Here is a 17,565-nt window from a genome sequence, read left to right as displayed (position 1 = left end):
CCGCGGGCCGCGGGGGGGGGGGGGCCGGCCCGGCCCCCCCCCCGGCCCCCCGCGGCCCCACCAAGAGCCCCGCCCGCCCGCCGGGGCGGGCGGCCCCGCGCCGCGCCCCCCCCGCCCGGCGCCGCGCCCCCCCCCCCGCTCGTTTCCGGGGTCGTCCCGGGGCCCGGCGGGGAGGGATCCGGCCCCGGTGGGGATCCGCGGGCGGACGCCGGGGGTGCGCCGGAGGGCGAGGTCGCGTCCGAGGACGAGAACGCGCCAGAGGGTGAGAACGCGCCAGAGGGTGAGAGCGCACGGGGGGATGAGAGCGGACCGGGGGATGAGGAGCCGGGCCACTCGCGCTCGCGGGACCTGTTGCTGCTCGTGGGGATCTGCCTGCTGGCCCTGCTGCTGGTGAACGCCTTCGTCGCGCGCCCGTTCTCGGTGCCGTCCGGGTCGATGGAGGAGACCCTGCGTCCGGGCGACCGGCTGATCGCGAACCAGCTCGCCTACGCCTTCGGCGGCCACCCCCAGCGGGGCGACGTCGTGGTCTTCGACGGGACGGGCTCCTTCCTTCCGGAGTCGGGCGGGCCGACCGGCTTCCGGGACGGGCTGAGCTCGCTCGGCCGGGACCTCGGGCTGGCCCCGGCTGGGAACACGGTCTACGTCAAACGGGTGATCGGCGTCGGCGGGGACCGGGTGACCAGCACCGGCCCGGGCAGGCCGATCACCGTCAACGGGGTGCCGATCGACGAGTCCTCCTACCTGGCCCCGGGGGACCAGCCGTCGAGCGTGGCCTTCGACGTGGTGGTGCCGACCGGCAAGCTCTGGGTGATGGGGGACCACCGCAGCGCCTCCCGTGACTCGCGCGACCACCTCGGCGAGCCCGGCGGCGGCTTCGTGCCCGAGAGCAGGGTGATCGGCCGGGCGGATTGGGTGGTCTACCCGTTCTCGCGCTTGACCGGCCTTGACCGGCCCGCGGCCTTCGCCGCGACTGCGGGAACGGGCGGTCGTGGGGAGCAGGGGTAGCAGAGGCAGGGACCGGCTGGCGGACCGCCCGGGCCCGGAGCCGGATGCCGGCGGACCGGTCGGCGCCGGATCAGCAGGTGCCGGACCCGCGGATGCCGGATCGGCGAGTGCCGGATCTGACGGTGCCGGGCCAGGAGGCGCCTCCCCCGGGGGTGCGGGCCCGGCCGTGGTGCTGCCCGTCCGGGGCCGGGCCGATCGCCGCCGCAGCGCCCGACGCGCGGCCCGGCGGCGCAAGCGGTCGCTGCTGCGGGAGTTCCCGCTGATCATCGTGGTGGCGCTGCTGGTCGCGCTGGTGATGAAGACCTTCCTGCTCCAGGTGTTCGTGATCCCCTCCGGCTCGATGGAGCAGACCATCCAGGTGGGGGACCGGGTGCTGGTGGACAAGCTGACCCCCTGGTTCGGCAGCGAGCCGCAGCGCGGCGACGTGGTGGTGTTCAAGGATCCGGGCGGCTGGCTGGAGAGCGACCACAAGCCGTCCGACGACGGTCCGGTGCTGGGGGCGGCCAAGCAGGTCCTCACCTTCGTCGGGCTGCTGCCGTCGGACAGCGAGCAGGACTTGATCAAACGGGTCATCGGCGTCGGCGGGGACACCGTGGAGTGCTGCGACGCGCAGGGGCGGTTGAGCGTCAACGGCACGCCGGTGGACGAGCCGTACCTCGCGCCCGCCAACCCGCCGTCCCGGCAGCCCTTCAAGGTGCAGGTGCCGCAGGGTCGGCTCTGGGTCATGGGCGACCACCGGGACGTGTCCGCCGACTCCCGCTTCCACATGGGGAACCCGGGGCAGGGGACCATCCCGCTGAGCGGTGTGGTCGGCCGGGCCTTCATGAACGCCTGGCCGCTGGACCGCCTCCATCAACTTGACGTGCCGAGTTCACTCTCCTCGTTGGCGCGGGCTCCGCAGGCGCGCGGAACTGCGCCGGAATCCGTGGGCGTTGGGCCGGTTCCGGTGGAACCTCCGCTCGTTATGGGTGTGTTGGGCATCTTTCCGGCCGTCGTTCGCCGGTCAGGGCGGCCGCCTGAGTGAGCCGGGCCGGGCGTCTCGCGGCCGGGCCGCGCGCGTGGGACCGCGAGCCGGATGCCTTGGAGTGATAGAGAAGTGCAGGTGCGGCCGGGAGGTCCCGGTCGTGCGTCGAGGCTGTGCTGGTGTCAGGGGAGCCCGTGATGGGCAGTCCCGAAGCGTCCATGGTCGTGGTGAGCGTGGTGCCCGCTGTGCGGCACTGTGAGCGCGGGCGCTCGGGCGTCCGCACAGCAGGGAGGAGACGTTGTGGGGGATGTGGTGATCGGCGCCCGCTCAGGTGCCGGCGAGCCCGAGGGCTCTGGCGGTCGAGCGGCCCGGTCCGCTGAGTCCGGTGCGTCCTCGGCCTCGGTCGAGGACGCGGCGGCCCAGACCGCCGACGAACATGGCGACGGGACGGAGGGCCCCACCGGGGGCTCTTCGGAGTCCCACCGGCCCGACGCCGAGTCGGCGGACCAGTCGGAGTCGCAGGCCCCCGGCAAGCAGCGCAAGCAGCGTTCCTTCTGGAAGGAACTGCCGATCCTGGTCGGCATCGCGCTGGTCCTGGCGCTAGTGATCAAGACCTTCTTCGTCCAGGCCTTCTCCATTCCGTCGGAGTCGATGCAGAACACGTTGCAGGTCGGTGACCGTGTCCTGGTGGACAAGCTGACCCCCTGGTTCGGCGCGGAGCCCGAGCGCGGTGAGGTCGTGGTGTTCCACGACCCGGGTGGCTGGCTGAACGACGAGCCGACCCCGCAGAGCAGCAACTCCTTCGTCCGGGGCGTCCAGGACGTGCTCAGCTTCGTCGGTCTGATGCCGTCGGCCAATGAGAAGGACCTGATCAAGCGGGTCATCGCGGTCGGCGGGGACACCGTCGAGTGCCAGGGCACCGGGCCGGTGAAGGTCAACGGCGTCGCGCTCAACGAGCCGTACGTCTACCAGGGCAACACCCCCTGCGGTGACCACCCGTTCGACCCGGTGAAGGTGCCCAACGGCCGGATCTGGGTGATGGGCGACCACCGCGCGGACTCGCTGGACTCCCGCTTCCACATGGACCAGCCGGGTGGCGGCACCGTTCCGGTGGGCAACGTGATCGGGCGGGCCTTCGTCGTGGCCTGGCCGGTCGGTCACTGGTCGACGCTCTCGGTGCCGAACACCTTCGACCAGAAGGGCCTGGCGGCGGCCGCGCCTCTGGCGCCTCCCGTGGCCGGCGCGGTGGGCGCGGTCGCGCTGCTTCCGCTGGTGCGTCGGGTGCGGGAGCGGAGGGACGGCCGGAAGGACTCCTGAGCTCCACCGGGTTCTCCTCAGCCCTTGCGCGGGCCGTGGTACCGACGAGTAATCTGCTCGGACGTGCCACGGCCCGTCGGCTTTTCTGCCGGTGCCCCCGGCGTGCCATTGGTGTTCTCCGGTCGGCCAGAGGTGGACGGTTTCGATGAGCGGTGTCGTTGAGCAGACGGCCGACCACCCGGCTTCGCCCGCCCGTCCGGGCCGCCGGCCCGCGGCGGTGCTGCAGGGCGTCGCGCTCGCGCTCGGGCTGGTGCTGATGATCGGCGGCTTCGCCTTGATCGCGATCGACTACCGGCCGTACAGCATCCCGACCGCCTCGATGTCCCCCACGCTTCGGATCGGGGACACCGTGCTCGCCCGGAAGATCGGCGGCGGGGCCGTCGGCCGGGGGGACGTGGTGGTCTTCCGGGACCAGGACTGGGGTGGCGAGCTCATGGTCAAGCGCGTGGTCGCGGTCGGCGGGGACACCGTCGCGGCCACCGGCAACGACCACCGGCTGACGGTCGACGGACAGGTGGTGGAGGAGCCGTACCTCGCGGCGCAGGGCCCGCAAGGCTCCTCGTTCAGCGTCACGGTGCCGCCGGGGCGGCTGTTCCTGCTCGGCGACAACCGGCTGGGCTCGCTCGACTCCCGCACCCACCTGGAGGTCGACGGCGGGACCGTCCCGGCCGGCGCGGTGGAGGCCAGGGTCGAGGCCACCCTGATGCCGTTCGGCAGGACGGGCGACCTCGGCCGGACCGCGGCCTTCGACGGGCTTCCCGGACCGAAGGCCGGTGCGCCCGGGCCGCTGCAACCGGCCGCCTTCGCGACCGTTGCGGGCGCGGCGCTGATCCTCGTGACTTCGGCGGTGGGCGGGGTGGCGGGCCTGGCCCGCCGGCTCAGCCGGGGGAGCAGCTCCTGATCGCGGTCGTCGCGGCCCGGGCCGCTCTGCCGAACATCGCCCCGGACGGCGGCGCCGGGTGGCAGGATCGGTAGCGCCACCGACGCGAACGGAAGGAGCGTGGAGCGCTGCCATGACGGCACAACGGCGCAGGGCGGCGCGGATCCTGCTGCTGGACGGGCAGGACCGCATCCTTCTCTTCCTGGGCTCCGACCCGGCGACGCCGGGGGAGGCGTGGTGGTTCACGCCCGGCGGCGGCTTGGAGCCCGGGGAGGACGTGCGGGAGGCCGCCGCGCGGGAACTCGCGGAGGAGACCGGCCTGCGGGGTGTGGACCTGGGGCCCTTGGTGGCGTACGGCACGGTGTCGTTCTCCTTTCAGGGGCGGCGTTACGAGCAGGATCAGTGGTTCCATCTGGCCCGGACCACGGAGACGGGTCTCGACCACTCGGGGATGGGCGAGGAGGAACACGCCCAACTGCTCGCGGCGCGCTGGTGGACGGTCGAGGAGCTGAGGGGGACCGCCGACACGGTCTACCCGGTCGGATTGGCGGACTTCCTGGAGCGACTGCTGGCCGAGGGCCCGCCGGTCGCCCCGGTACGGCTCTGAGCGTGGGTGCGGTGGTCCACAATGGGTGGACGTGACAAGTTGAGGGGACGCCTGGATGAGTGCCGAAGATCTCGAGAAGTACGAGACCGAGATGGAGCTCAAGCTCTACCGGGAGTACCGGGACGTCGTCGGCCTGTTCAAGTACGTGATCGAGACCGAGCGACGGTTCTACCTCACCAATGACTACGAGTTGCAGGTGCACTCGGTGCAGGGCGAGGTCTTCTTCGAGGTGTCGATGGCGGATGCGTGGGTCTGGGACATGTACCGGCCGGCCCGGTTCGTCCGTAAGGTCCGGGTGCTGACCTTCAAGGACGTGAACATCGAGGAACTCGCGAAGAGCGATCTGGAGCTGCCCTCGGACGAGTCCGGCTTCGGGAACTGACGTTGGACCGCTCGGACCCGCGTTGTCCAGCGGAATTTCGCGCGATCGGGGCGTCTCACTCCTGCGGGTGACAAAAGTTATCCACAGGCCCGAGTTATCCACAGGGAAACGGAAATTCCCGGCCTCGCCGTGCGCGACGGTGCAACCTCCACGTCGGAGGTGGTCACCGTGCAGAACACGATCACGCAGGACCAGGCCGTACCGGGTGCGGCCGTACTGGACCAGGCCTCAGCGGCCACAGCGGCCGGAGCCGTGCGGGACGGCACGAAGGACGGCACCGGGCCGGGCCCGGGTCGCAGTACCGGCGGTCGCAGTACCAACAACGGGCTCGGCCGCTACGGCGAGCGGGTCGCCGCCCGCCGTCTCACGGAGGCCGGGCTCCGCATCCTGGACCGGAACTGGCGCTGTGTCGAGGGTGAGTTGGACATCGTCGCCCTCGACGGCGACACCGTGGCGGTCTGCGAGGTGAAGACCCGCTCCGAGCGGGGCTTCCAACAACCCAGCGAGGCCATCGGCCAGGCCAAGGCCGCCCGGTTGCAACGCCTGGCGGAGCGCTGGATGGCCGAGCGCTGGCCCGGCCACTTCGCACGGCTGGCCGGTCCCGGGTACGACCCCGGGCCCACGGACCCGCACTGGCCGCCCGCTCCGCCCGGGGGCGTGCGGATCGACCTGGTGGCCGTGGTCAACCGGGCCCGGGGTGCGGCCCTGGTCGACCACCTGCGGGGGGTGGTCTGAGATGGCCTTCGCCCGTACCTGTTCCGTCGCGCTGGTCGGCGTCGACGGAGTGATCGTCGAGGTCCAGGCCGATCTGGAGCCCGGGGTGGCGGCGTTCACCCTGGTCGGCCTGCCCGACAAGGCGCTGTCCGAGGCCCGAGACCGGGTGCGCGCGGCCGTGGTCAACAGCGGTGAGGCCTGGCCGCAGCGCAAGCTGACCGTCGGGCTCAGCCCGGCCTCGGTGCCCAAGAGCGGCAGTGGCTTCGACCTCGCGGTGGCCTGCGCCGTCCTGGCCGCGGCCGAACGGCTCGACCCCTCCTCCATCGCCGAGCTGCTGATCATCGGCGAACTGGGTCTGGACGGCCGGGTGCGGCCGGTCCGCGGGGTGCTGCCGTCGGTGCTGGCCGCGGCCGACGCGGGATACCAGCGGGTCGTGGTCGCGGAGCAGACCGCGCCCGAGGCCTCGCTCGTCCCGGGCGTGACCGTGATCGGCGTCCGCAGCCTGCGGCAGCTGGTCGCCGTCCTGACCGGCGCGTCCGCGCCGGAGGAGCCGCCCGACCCGATCGCCGGCCGGCCGGATCCGCTGATGGCCGGCCTGATGCTGCCCAGCGCCGGCGTCCGAGGGCTGGTCGACGACAAGGCGGCGCGCCTCGATCTGGCTGACGTGGCCGGACAGTACGAGGCCCGGCGCGCCCTGGAGATCGCCGCTGCCGGCGGTCACCACCTGTACCTCAAGGGCCCACCGGGCGCGGGCAAGACGATGCTGGCGGAGCGGCTGCCCTCGCTGCTCCCGCCACTGACCCAGAAGGAGGCTCTGGAGGTCACCGCCGTGCACTCGGTGGCCGGGCTGCTCCCGGTTGGGCGCCCGCTCATCGACACGGCGCCGTACTGCGCCCCGCACCACTCCACGACGATGCCGGCGATCGTCGGCGGCGGCAGCGGCCTGCCGAGACCGGGGGCGGTCTCGCTGGCCCACCGGGGCGTGCTGTTCCTGGACGAGGCGCCGGAGTTTCCGGTCCGGGTGCTCGACTCGCTGCGCCAGCCACTGGAGTCGGGCGAGGTGGTGATCGCCCGCTCGGCCGGCTCACTCCGGCTTCCGGCCAGGTTCCTGCTCTGCCTGGCCGCCAACCCCTGCCCGTGCGGCCGTCATTCACGGCGGGGTGAGGGGTGCGAGTGCACCCCTGCGATGGTCAGCCGCTACCAGGGGCGGCTCTCCGGGCCGCTGCTGGACCGGGTCGACCTCCAGGTCCAGGTCGCCCCGGTGACGAGGATCGAACTCATGGAGCGGGACATCACGGCGGAGAACACCGAGACCGTCGCGGCCCGGGTGCTGGCCGCGCGGGGACGGGCAGCGGCCCGGCTGGCGACCACCCCGTGGCGGACCAACGCGGAAGTCCCGGGCCACGAGCTGCGGACCCGCTGGCAGCTCGCCCCCGGCGCACTGAACGATGTCGCCCGCCAGTTGGAGCGCGGGCTGCTGACCGCCCGGGGCCTGGACCGGGTGCTCCGGGTCGCCTGGACGGTCGCCGACCTCGCCGGTCGCGACCGGCCGGACCAGCGGGACGTCCGCACCGCACTGGTCCTGCGCACCGGCGTCGAGCAGGGGCTGCCGCTGGCCGAGCGGGTCTACGGCCGACTCGGTGGCATCCCGGCCCAGCGCGTCGGCCCGGTCGACGAGCCGCCCGAAGGGCAGAGCCGGTTGGGCCGGTTCGAGAAGCCCGATCGTCCCGATTGTCCTGACCCGGAGAGCCCTGGTCCGCCGGACCGCCCCGATGCCCTTGGCCGATCCACCCGGTCCGGCTCCGCCAAGCGGTCCGGGAAGCGCGACCAGCATCGGGCGGACGAGGGCGGTGAGGCATGAACCCGATGATGACGCACCTTCAGCCGCCCGGCCGGGCAGAGTCCGAGTCCGGTCCCGATCCGGAGCGCCTCGCCCGCGCGGTGCTCAGCCGGCTGAGCGAGCCCGGGGACGCGGTGGTCGGCCGGTGGCTCGGTCAGCTCTCCGCAGTCGACGCCGTCCGGGCGATCCGTGACGGGACGGTGCCCGCACACCCCGGGCTGGACGGGCCCCGGCTGGCCGGCTACCAGGCGAGACTCCCCGGTCTGGACCCGGCCGAGGACCTGGAACGGGTACGAGCCGTCGGTGGACGCTTCATCATTCCGGGGGACACGGAATGGCCCAGCCAACTGGACGATCTGGGCGACGGGCGCCCGATCGGGCTCTGGACGACCGGCACGGGTTCGCTGCGGCTGCTCGCGCTCCGCTCGGTGGCGATGGTCGGCTCCCGAGCCTGCACGGCCTACGGCGCCCACGTCGCGGGGGAGCTGTCGGCCCAACTGGCCGAGCGAGGTTGGGTCGTGGTGTCCGGAGCCGCCTACGGGATCGACGCGGCCGCCCACCGAGGGGCGCTCTCCGTCGGAGGGATGACGATCGCGGTGCTCGCCTGTGGGGTCGACGTGGCCTACCCGAAAGGGAACGCCGAACTGATCCGGCGGATCGGTGCCCAGGGACTGCTGGTCAGTGAACTCCCACCCGGGGAACACCCGAACCGCTTCCGCTTCGTGCTCCGCAACCGGGTCATCGCGGCGCTCACCCGGGGCACGGTGGTGGTTGAGGCGGCGATGCGCAGCGGCGCGCTGAGCACGGCCAGACGGGCGCGGGACCTCAACCGCCACACCATGGGCGTCGCCGGCCCGGTGACCTCGGAACTCTCGGCCGGGGTGCACGCCCTGATCCGCAGCGGCGGCGCCACGCTGGTCACCGACTCCGCCGAGATCGCCGAACTGATCGGGGCGATCGGGGACGACCTGGCGCCGCAGCGCAGCGGCCCGGTCCTGCCCCGGGATCTGCTGGAGCCAGCGGTGGCCCGGGTGCTGGAGGCCGTCCCGGCGACGGCGGAGGGCGCGCCGATCGAGCGGTTGGCCCGGCAGTCCGGACTCCCGCCGGACGAAGTGCTGCAGCGGCTTTACGAGTTGGGCTCGCTCGGTTACGTCGAGCGGCACGGCGCGTACTGGCGCCTGGTGCGGAGGAGGTGACGGTCGGAACGAAGCGCACATCCGTGTCGTGGGGAGGGAGTGTCGGGAGCGCCCGGTTGACCTGCTGATCCGGTTCGTCCGTTCGCGTGCCCGGATCCGGTGACGTGAACGCCACCGGATCGGGGGACGACCGAGTGGCGGTAGCGCATTGCAGCGAGTCGGTCACGCTACGCTCCACATGCCTTCCCTATCAGCACATGACTCGGCAGAACGGCGCAGACCAACGCATGCCCACACACATTCCCGGACACAGAGTGACCGGTGGCGCCCGGTCCTCGGGAGGGCCGCGGACCGAGCGGCGCCCCGTGACTGAGTTCCCGCCCAAGGCGACGGGGACAATGGGGGGCCTGTCGCGCCAGGGCGGCCGGCCGACGGCGGTGCCGGGCCAGCCCGCCGACGCGGTCGGCGCCGCCACCGGCGACGGCGCAGCCCGCCCGATCGCTGCCGGTGCCCTGCCGCCGGACGGCACCCCCCCGCCTGGCCCGGAGCAGGGACCGGGGCCGGGCGGTCCAGGCCCCGGAGCCCAGGGGCGCACCGCGCTCGAAGAGCTCTGGCGCTCCTACAAGGAGACCGGCGACCAGCGGCTGCGCGAGCAGCTGATCCTGCACTACTCGCCGCTCGTCAAGTACGTGGCGGGGCGGGTCGGGGTCGGCCTGCCCTCCAACGTCGAGCAGGCCGACTTCGTCTCCTCGGGGGTCTTCGGGCTGATCGATGCGATCGAGAAGTTCGACATCGACCGCGCCATCAAGTTCGAGACCTATGCGATCAGCCGGATCCGCGGCGCGATCATCGACGAACTGCGTGCCCTGGACTGGATCCCGCGCTCGGTGCGGCAGAAGGCGAAGGCCGTCGAGCGGACGTACGCGACGCTGGAGGCCCGGCTGCGCCGTACGCCGCACGATCCCGAGGTCGCGGCCGAGATGGGTATCGCGATCGAGGATCTGCACGCGATCTTCAGCCAGCTGTCCCTGGCCAACGTGGTGGCCCTGGACGAACTGCTGCACCCGGTGGGGGAGGGCGGCGACCGGCTGAGCCTGATGGACACCCTGGTGGACCACGGTGCCGACAACCCGGTTGAGGTGGCCGAGGACCGCGAGCTGCGCAGGCTGCTGGCCCAGGCGGTCAACACCCTCCCCGAGCGGGAGAAGACCGTGGTGACGCTCTACTACTACGAGGGCCTCACCCTCGCCGAGATCGGCCAGGTGCTGGGGGTGACGGAGAGCCGGGTGAGCCAGATCCACACCAAGTCCGTCCTCCAGCTGCGCGCCAAGCTGTCGGACATCCGGTAGCGCGGGCCGGGACCGTCCCGTTCCGGCCGACCTCCGGGTCGCGACCCCGGCCACGTTGCCGGTCCGCGCCTGCCCGGCCGCATCCCGGGCCGCGCCTGCCCGGCCGCACCTGCCCGGCTGTAACCCTGGGCCGTTACTCCGGGCCGGATCCCCGGGTTGCGCGCCCGCTCGCACGCCTCGCCGCACGCCTGCGCGCTCTCGCTCCCCGCTCAAATGCGCGGCGCCGTACCGGCCGCAGGTAGGGCTCCGTACAGTGGGAGCGTGCCGAAGATCCGAGCGGCCACGGTGGCCGAGCATCGCCAGCTGCAGCGTGCAGCCCTCCTTGACGCTGCCCGCACCCTGCTCACGGAGGGCGGCATGGAGGCGCTGACCTTCCCTGCGCTCGCTGCGCGCACCTCCCTGGCGCGCTCCTCGGTCTACGAGTACTTCCGCTCCCGGGCCGCCGTGGTCGAGGCGCTCTGCGAGGTGGACTTTCCGCTCTGGGCGGCCGAGATCGAGGCCGGGATGGAGAGCTGCGACAGCGCGGCCGACCGGATCGAGGCGTATGTCCGTGGCCAGCTGGCGTTGGCCGCAGACCCGCGCCACCGGGCGGTGGTGGCGATCTCCGCGCTCGAACTCGACGAGGCCGCGCGCGAGCGCATCCGGGCGGCGCACGGCAAGCTGGTCGGCCTGGTCGTCCGGGCCCTGGAGGATCTCGGTCACGCGCAGCCCCGGCTCGCTGCGGCGTTGCTCCAAGGGGTCGTGGAGGCGGCCGTGCGCCGGGCCGAGCAAGTGGCCGCGGGGGAGCGTGCCGGGTGTGCGGCCGAGCGCCCCGAACTGATCGCGGACGCCGCCGTGGCCATGGCCCTGCACGGCCTCGACCGGGCCTGAGCCGCCGTCCGGCCCGGTCCGTTTGGTTCGTTCGGTTCATCTGAATTCATCAGGTGCGCCCGGCGCCGCCCAGCGGCAGCAGCCGCGCCGCTCCCGCGCCGAACAGGGCCAGCGGGTCGAGGTAGCGCCCGCCGCGCAGCAGCCCCCAGTGCAGGCAGTCCCGTGCTGGGCAGTGCCGTCCGTCGGGGGCGAGCCGCCCGATCACCTGTCCGGCGGGTACCTCGGTGCCGACCGGGGCGGTGCCGGCGACGGGCAGGTAGGTGGTCCGCAAGGGGGGTGACCCCGAGCCGGGGTGGGTGACGGTCACCACCGGGCGCCCCGCCACCAGCCCGGAGAACGTGACCACCCCGGCGGCAGCCGTCCGCACCTCCGCCCCGGGCGCGGCGGCGAGGTCCACTCCCCGGTGTCCGGCGGCCCACGGCGTGGCCGGTGGCTCGAACCGCCGGAGCACCCCGCCGGGCCCGCCCACCGGCCAGGCCCGCGCACCGCCCGAACCGGTCCGGCCGCTCTCGCCAGTACCTACTCCGCCCCCGCCAGTACCTCCGACACCCCCGCTGAGAGCGGCGCCCCGCCCCGCACCGCCCGAGACCAGCAGCACCAGTGCCGCCAGCACGGCGACCAGCCCCCGCAGCACACCAAACGAGCCCAGCCTCAACCGGCCCGGCCCCAATCGGTCAAGCTTCAACAGGTCCGGCCCCGAGCAGGCCGGACCGACGGCGGGCGGAGCCGGGCATTCGGCGCGAGCGGTCATGCCCCGAGGCTTGCTGCGCCGCCGCCCCGGCGCCACCCACTTCCGGACTCCTGTGGACAAACCGCCCTCGTGGCCTGATCCCGTCCCTCCAGCGGGTGTACGGATGCCGCCATCCGGTGTACAAGCACCGCAGCAGCAGCACTCCCAAGGCCCGGCCGCCCCGCCCCCGCCCCGCCTCGGCCTCCGCCCAGCTCCCGCCAGCGCGGACCCGCCCGTCCAGGGCCTCCGCCAGTCGCGGAGTCGCCCGCTCCGCGGCGCTTCCCGTACACTTCACACGCGACCCGGTCCGCCGGGTCGACTTCGCACGCCCCGCCACCGGTGGACGGACGCGGCCCGGCCGCTGCCTCCGCCAGGTGCGAGTGCCGCTCGGTCCGCCGAGCCCGCCTGGTCCCCGGACCGTGCGGGTTCAAGCGGCTCGGCACGTTCGGGGCGTCAGGCGTGGCTGTCACCTGGCTGCCACGGACAAACCGAGCCTGACCCGGCCGGACGCACCGCGCGAGCGGGGAGCGCCACCGCGCGAACCCGCCGTCCGTTGCGCGACCGCCGGGCCGTAACACCTGAGGAGCACGGCTATGGCCGTCGTCACGATGCGGGAGCTGCTGGAGAGCGGCGTCCACTTCGGTCACCAGACCCGCCGTTGGAACCCGAAGATGAAGCGCTTCATCATCACGGAGCGCAACGGCATCTACATCATCGACCTCCTGCAGTCGCTGAACTACATCGACCGCGCCTTCGAGTTCATCAAGGAGACCGTTGCCCACGGCGGCAGCGTCCTCTTCGTCGGCACGAAGAAGCAGGCCCAGGAGGCCATCGCCGAGCAGGCCACCCGTGTGGGCATGCCCTACGTGAACCAGCGCTGGCTCGGCGGCATGCTGACCAACTTCTCGACCGTCTACAAGCGCCTGCAGCGCCTGAAGGAGCTCGGCGAGCTGGACTTCTCGGACGTGGCCGGTTCCGGCCTCACCAAGAAGGAGCTCCTGGTCCTCCAGCGCGAGCACGACAAGCTGGAGAAGACCCTCGGCGGTATCCGCGACATGCAGCGCGTTCCCAGCGCCGTGTGGATCGTGGACACCAAGAAGGAGCACATCGCGGTCGGCGAGGCCCGGAAGCTCAACATCCCGGTCGTCGCCATCCTCGACACCAACTGTGACCCCGACGAGGTCGACTACAAGATCCCGGGCAACGACGACGCGATCCGCTCCGTCACCCTGCTGACCCGCGTGATCGCCGACGCCGTGGCTGAGGGTCTGAAGTCCCGCGCCGGTGTCGCCAAGGGCGACGTCAAGGCCGAGCCGGGCGCCGACCAGCCGCTGGCCGACTGGGAGAAGGACCTCATCGAGGGCGAGAAGAAGGCCGAGGAGGCCCCCGCCGCCGCCGAGGCTCCGGCCGCTGAGGCCCCCGCCGCCGAGGCTGAGGCCGTCGAGGCCCCCGCCGCTGAGGCTGAGGCCACCGAGGCGCCGGCCGAGCAGGCCTGACGTACCAAGGGTGAGGGGCACCCGCCGGTACGACACCGGTAGGTGCCCCTCTCTCCCGCGCCGGGACCGAATCATCGGTCCCGGCGTCTCCCCACGCAGACACGCGAGACGCGAGAAGAGATTCACACCATGGCGAACTTCACCGCCGCGGACGTCAAGAAGCTCCGTGAGCTCACCGGCGCCGGCATGATGGACTGCAAGAAGGCCCTGGACGAGGCCGAGGGCAACGTCGAGAAGGCCGTCGAGCTCCTGCGCATCAAGGGCCAGAAGGGCGTTGCCAAGCGCGAGGGCCGTGACGCCTCCAACGGCGCCGTCGCCGCGCTGATCGCCGAGGACAAGAAGTCCGGCGTTCTGGTCGAGCTGAACTGCGAGACCGACTTCGTCGCCAAGGGTGACAACTTCGTCAAGGTCGCCGACGCGATCGCGGCTCACGTGGCCAAGACCGCCCCGGCCGACCTGGATGCCGCCCTGGCGTCCGAGATCGAGGCCGGCAAGACCGTCCAGCAGTTCGTCGACGAGGCCAACGCGACCCTGGGCGAGAAGATCGTCTTCCGTCGCTTCGCCCAGTTCGACGGTGACGGCTTCGTCGCGGTCTACCTGCACAAGACCAGCCCCGACCTGCCGCCGGCCGTCGGCGTCCTGGTCGAGCTGGACAAGGAGAACGCCGAGGTCGCGAAGGACGTCGCGCAGCACATCGCCGCGTTCGCGCCGAAGTTCCTGTCCCGCGAGGAGATCCCGGCCGAGGACCTCGAGAACGAGCGCCGCGTCGCCGAGGCCACCGCGCGTGAGGAGGGCAAGCCCGAGGCTGCCCTGCCGAAGATCGTCGAGGGTCGCGTCACCGGCTTCGTCAAGGAGAACTCCGTCCTGGAGCAGGCCTTCGCGAAGGACAACAAGAAGACCGTCGCCAAGGTCCTCGAGGAGAACGGCGTCGCCCTCAAGCGCTTCGCCCGCTTCCGCGTCGGCGCCTGAGTCACGTTCCACCTGGTCCCCGGCACCCTTACGCTGGGAACCGCCCCCGCCCGTTGACCAGGGCGGGCGGAACGCCGAACGGGCTCACCCAGTGCCAACCGTCCACGGGCGGGCCGCGTCGGCACCATGAACGACGAGGAGGCCATTGCCGTGCAGGACACCGAACCGGTTCCCGCGGCAGTGGCCTCCTCTCGCGTACGCGCAGGCCGGGCATCCGCACACCCGCGCCTGTGAGCCAGTAGGTGCAAAAAGGAGAAGTCCATGCAGGAGACGCAGGAGACCGCGCAGGACCCCAAGGCCGGCTCGCGCCGCCGGGTGCTGCTCAAGCTGTCCGGTGAAGCCTTTGCCGGTGGTGGCGGACTCGGCGTCGACCCGGACGTCGTGCACGCGATCGCCCGGGAGATCGCCACCGTCGTCCGTGCCGGTACCGAGGTCGCGGTGGTCATCGGCGGCGGCAACTTCTTCCGGGGCGCCGAGCTGCAGGTCCGCGGCATGGACCGGGCGCGCTCCGACTACATGGGCATGCTCGGCACCGTGATGAACTGCCTGGCGCTGCAGGACTTCCTAGTCAAGGAAGGCATCGAGACCCGGGTCCAGACCGCGATCACCATGGGCCAGGTCGCCGAACCGTACCTGCCGCTGCGGGCCGTCCGGCACCTGGAGAAGGGCCGTGTGGTGATCTTCGGCGCCGGTATGGGCATGCCGTACTTCTCGACCGACACCACCGCCGTCCAGCGGGCCCTGGAGATCCACGCCGACGTCCTGCTGATGGGCAAGAACGGCGTGGACGGTGTCTACGACTCGGACCCCCGGACCAACCCGGACGCGGTGAAGTTCGACGCGCTGGAGTACTCCGAGGTCATCACGCGCGACCTCAAGGTCGCCGACCTCACCGCGATCACGCTGTGCAAGGACAACAACCTCCCGATGCTGGTCTTCGAGCTGCTGGCGGAGGGCAATATCGCGCGCGCGGTGAAGAGTGAGAAGATCGGCACACTCATCAGCCAGGATTCTGTCCGGGCCTGAGCAGCAATCAGCCGTACGGGACGGCGCCGTCGCCGTGACCGGCCTCGACGCCGACACCGGTCGGGACAATCGCAGATGAACCGGACAGGGAGATCACAGTGATCGAAGAGACCCTCCTCGAAGCCGAGGAGAAGATGGAGAAGGCCGTCGCCGTCGCCAAGGACGACTTCGCCGCCATCCGCACCGGCCGTGCCCACCCGGCGATGTTCGCCAAGATCGTCGCCGAGTACTACGGCACCGTGACGCCGATCAACCAGCTGGCCTCGTTCTCGGTGCCGGAGCCCCGGATGGCGGTCGTCTCGCCGTTCGACAAGACCGCGCTGAAGGCGATCGAGCAGGCGATCCGCGACTCCGACCTGGGCGTCAACCCGTCCAACGACGGCTCCCTCATCCGGGTGGTGCTGCCCGAGCTGACCGAGGAGCGCCGCCGGGAGTTCATCAAGGTGGCCCGGGGCAAGGGCGAGGACGCGAAGGTCTCGATCCGCGCGGTGCGCCGCAAGGCCAAGGACGCCATCGACAAGCTGGTCAAGGACGGCGAGGTCGGCGAGGACGACGGCCGCCGCGCCGAGAAGGAGCTCGACGACACCACGGCCAAGTACGTGGCCGCCGTCGACGAGCTGCTGAAGCACAAGGAAGCCGAGCTGCTCGAAGTCTGATGAACGACGCCCCTGACGCCCCTGGCTACTGGGGCCCGTCCGACCAGCAGTTCCAGCCCTACCGCCCGGCGCCGCAGCCCCGGCCGCAGGCGCACCCGGCGCCGGGGTACGGCGAGTACCCGGCGCCGCCGCAGGCCCAGGGCTACCCCGGTCACCCGGGCGGCCGGGCGGCCCACCCGGGTGCGCCGGGCGGCGCGCCGGGTGGCCCCGGCCACCGTTCGGATCACTCGCAGCAGCCTCCGGTGTACTGGGGCGGCGACGCGGAGGAGACTCAGGTCATGCCTCCCGTACCGGCGGGCCCCGGCCCGTTCCCCGGCGTGCCGGACCAGGGCCCGCCGGCGGGCTCCGGCCGGCCGGGTGACCCCGCCGCCGGTCAGTCCCGGGAGGCCGGTCGGCTGAGCGGCCCGCTGTTCCGGGACGACCGGTCCGAGGCGGCGGTGCCGGGTGTGACGGAGACGGTCGTGCTGCGCGCGATAACCGATGACGCCACCCCCGGCCGCGGCGCCCCGCCGCGCCCCGGGGCCTCGGTGCCTCCCGCGCCGCCGTCGACCTACCCGGCGGCCGGGCAGCCCCACTTCGTGCCGTCGTCCCATCCAGGGCAGGAGACACCCGTGGCCGCCCAGTCCGCCCCGCAGCCGCAGCCGCGCAAGCAGCGCGGTGGCCGTAACCTCCAGGCCGCGATAGGCGTGGGGGTCGGTCTCGGTGTGGTGATCATCGCCTCGCTGTTCGTGGTGAAGGCGCTGTTCCTGTTCGTCGTGATGGCCGCGGTGTCGGTCGGTATCTGGGAGCTGACCAGCCGGCTCGCCGAGCGCAAGCAGATCAAGGCGCCGCTGGTGCCGCTGGTCGCAGGCGGCATCGCCATGATCGCCACCGGCTACTGGGCCGGGGTGCAGTGGGCCGCGGCCTCGCTCGCGCTGACCGGGCTGGCGGTGATGGTCTGGCGGATGGCCGAGCCGCCGGAGGACTACCTGCGGGACATAACGGCCGGGGTGTTCACCGCCTTCTACGTGCCGTTCCTGGCCACCTTCGTGGCGTTGATGCTGGCGGCCGACGACGGCCCCCAGCGGATCGTGCTGTTCCTGATCGTCACGATCTGCAGCGACACGGGCGCCTACGCCGTGGGCTACAAGTTCGGCAAGACCAAGCTCGCCCCGACGATCAGCCCCGGCAAGACCCGTGAGGGCCTGGCCGGCGGCATCGGCCTGTCGATGCTGGCGGGCGCCGTGCTGATGGAGCTGATCATCGACGGCGGCAGCTGGTGGCAGGGCCTGATCCTGGGCGGCTGCGCGGCGGTCACCGCGACCCTGGGCGACCTGGGCGAGTCGATGATCAAGCGAGACCTCGGCATCAAGGACATGGGCACGCTGCTGCCCGGCCACGGCGGCATCATGGACCGGCTGGACTCGCTCCTGCCGACCGCCCCGGTGGTCTGGCTGCTGCTGGCGGCCTTCGTCGGCAGCTAGGGCCTTGTCCGGCCGTAGGACGCCTCAGAACCTGTCCTCCGGCCGCGAGTGGTGGAAGGGCCCCCGTCCCCGGCGCGGCCGGGGGCCGCGCCCCTCCGGGCCCGCACCCCGCGGCGGGGCCACAGGCGGAACCCAGGCTAAACCCCGAGAAACCAACATTT

Annotated in this window: 17 protein-coding genes; 16 read left to right on the top strand and 1 reads right to left on the bottom strand. The window is 72.5% G+C overall.

All coding sequences use genetic code 11. From position 1 onward, the window contains the following. Nucleotides 1–351 precede the first annotated feature (351 nt). The 11 genes from lepB (ACFV61_RS16220) (at nt 352) to ACFV61_RS16170 (ending at nt 11,064) form a co-directional block, all read left to right on the top strand. Complete coding sequence (lepB, locus tag ACFV61_RS16220) at nt 352–1,005, top strand: signal peptidase I (protein ID WP_380492186.1); 654 nt, start codon at nt 352–354, stop codon at nt 1,003–1,005. Between the two features lie 166 nt (nt 1,006–1,171). After that, on the top strand, nt 1,172–2,029 hold the full coding sequence (gene lepB / locus ACFV61_RS16215) for a signal peptidase I (protein WP_380340622.1): 858 nt from the start codon (nt 1,172–1,174) through the stop codon (nt 2,027–2,029). Nucleotides 2,030–2,269: 240 nt separating this feature from the next. Continuing rightward, a complete protein-coding gene (gene lepB / locus ACFV61_RS16210) occupies nt 2,270–3,286 on the top strand; it encodes a signal peptidase I (RefSeq protein WP_208869071.1) in 1,017 nt (338 codons plus the stop codon). Between the two features lie 145 nt (nt 3,287–3,431). Next, nucleotides 3,432–4,187, top strand: coding sequence for a signal peptidase I (lepB, locus tag ACFV61_RS16205; protein WP_380492185.1), 756 nt, complete (start codon nt 3,432–3,434; stop codon nt 4,185–4,187). A gap of 112 nt (nt 4,188–4,299) precedes the next feature. After that, nucleotides 4,300–4,773, top strand: coding sequence for an NUDIX hydrolase (locus tag ACFV61_RS16200; RefSeq protein ID WP_063347669.1), 474 nt, complete (start codon nt 4,300–4,302; stop codon nt 4,771–4,773). 55 nt (nt 4,774–4,828) lie between these two features. Further along, nucleotides 4,829–5,155 carry a DUF2469 domain-containing protein gene (locus ACFV61_RS16195; protein WP_030056781.1) on the top strand — a complete coding sequence of 109 codons (327 nt, stop codon included), beginning with the start codon at nt 4,829–4,831 and terminating at the stop codon, nt 5,153–5,155. 252 nt (nt 5,156–5,407) lie between these two features. Next, entirely contained in the window at nt 5,408–5,890 is a 483-nt protein-coding gene (locus ACFV61_RS16190; RefSeq protein WP_363375975.1) for a YraN family protein, read from the top strand. Nucleotide 5,891: 1 nt separating this feature from the next. Next, complete coding sequence (locus ACFV61_RS16185; RefSeq protein ID WP_380492184.1) at nt 5,892–7,730, top strand: YifB family Mg chelatase-like AAA ATPase; 1,839 nt, start codon at nt 5,892–5,894, stop codon at nt 7,728–7,730. Between the two features lie 8 nt (nt 7,731–7,738). Next, nucleotides 7,739–8,905 carry a DNA-processing protein DprA gene (gene dprA / locus ACFV61_RS16180; protein WP_380492182.1) on the top strand — a complete coding sequence of 389 codons (1,167 nt, stop codon included), beginning with the start codon at nt 7,739–7,741 and terminating at the stop codon, nt 8,903–8,905. Between the two features lie 338 nt (nt 8,906–9,243). Beyond that, a complete protein-coding gene (whiG, locus tag ACFV61_RS16175) occupies nt 9,244–10,194 on the top strand; it encodes an RNA polymerase sigma factor WhiG (protein ID WP_380340611.1) in 951 nt (316 codons plus the stop codon). Nucleotides 10,195–10,479: 285 nt separating this feature from the next. Then, nucleotides 10,480–11,064 carry a TetR/AcrR family transcriptional regulator gene (locus ACFV61_RS16170; RefSeq protein WP_063351115.1) on the top strand — a complete coding sequence of 195 codons (585 nt, stop codon included), beginning with the start codon at nt 10,480–10,482 and terminating at the stop codon, nt 11,062–11,064. Between the two features lie 49 nt (nt 11,065–11,113). Here ACFV61_RS16170 and ACFV61_RS16165 read toward each other — a convergent pair whose 3' ends face one another. Further along, nucleotides 11,114–11,461 (bottom strand): peptidoglycan DD-metalloendopeptidase family protein, encoded by a 348-nt coding sequence (locus ACFV61_RS16165; RefSeq protein WP_380492180.1) that lies wholly within the window; start codon nt 11,459–11,461, stop codon nt 11,114–11,116. 926 nt (nt 11,462–12,387) lie between these two features. Between ACFV61_RS16165 and rpsB the strand changes: the two genes are divergently transcribed. The 5 genes from rpsB to ACFV61_RS16140 all read left to right on the top strand — a co-directional run bounded on the left by rpsB (nt 12,388) and on the right by ACFV61_RS16140 (nt 17,404). Then, nucleotides 12,388–13,290 (top strand): 30S ribosomal protein S2, encoded by a 903-nt coding sequence (gene rpsB / locus ACFV61_RS16160; protein WP_063347668.1) that lies wholly within the window; start codon nt 12,388–12,390, stop codon nt 13,288–13,290. A 129-nt stretch (nt 13,291–13,419) separates the two neighbouring features. Next, complete coding sequence (gene tsf / locus ACFV61_RS16155) at nt 13,420–14,259, top strand: translation elongation factor Ts (protein ID WP_063347667.1); 840 nt, start codon at nt 13,420–13,422, stop codon at nt 14,257–14,259. A gap of 261 nt (nt 14,260–14,520) precedes the next feature. Next, a complete protein-coding gene (gene pyrH, locus ACFV61_RS16150) occupies nt 14,521–15,285 on the top strand; it encodes a UMP kinase (protein WP_063347666.1) in 765 nt (254 codons plus the stop codon). 98 nt (nt 15,286–15,383) lie between these two features. After that, nucleotides 15,384–15,941: a ribosome recycling factor gene (gene frr / locus ACFV61_RS16145; RefSeq protein ID WP_063347665.1), complete on the top strand. Its 558-nt coding sequence runs from the start codon at nt 15,384–15,386 to the stop codon at nt 15,939–15,941. Beyond that, on the top strand, nt 15,941–17,404 hold the full coding sequence (locus tag ACFV61_RS16140; protein ID WP_380492178.1) for a phosphatidate cytidylyltransferase: 1,464 nt from the start codon (nt 15,941–15,943) through the stop codon (nt 17,402–17,404). The genes frr and ACFV61_RS16140 overlap by 1 nt, the downstream gene beginning before the upstream one ends. Nucleotides 17,405–17,565 lie beyond the last annotated feature (161 nt).

This window comes from Kitasatospora sp. NPDC059817 (assembly GCF_042731835.1).
GTDB lineage: Bacteria > Actinomycetota > Actinomycetes > Streptomycetales > Streptomycetaceae > Kitasatospora.
Note: the sequence above shows the minus strand (reverse complement) of the source record. Positions and strands in the feature narration are given on the sequence as shown.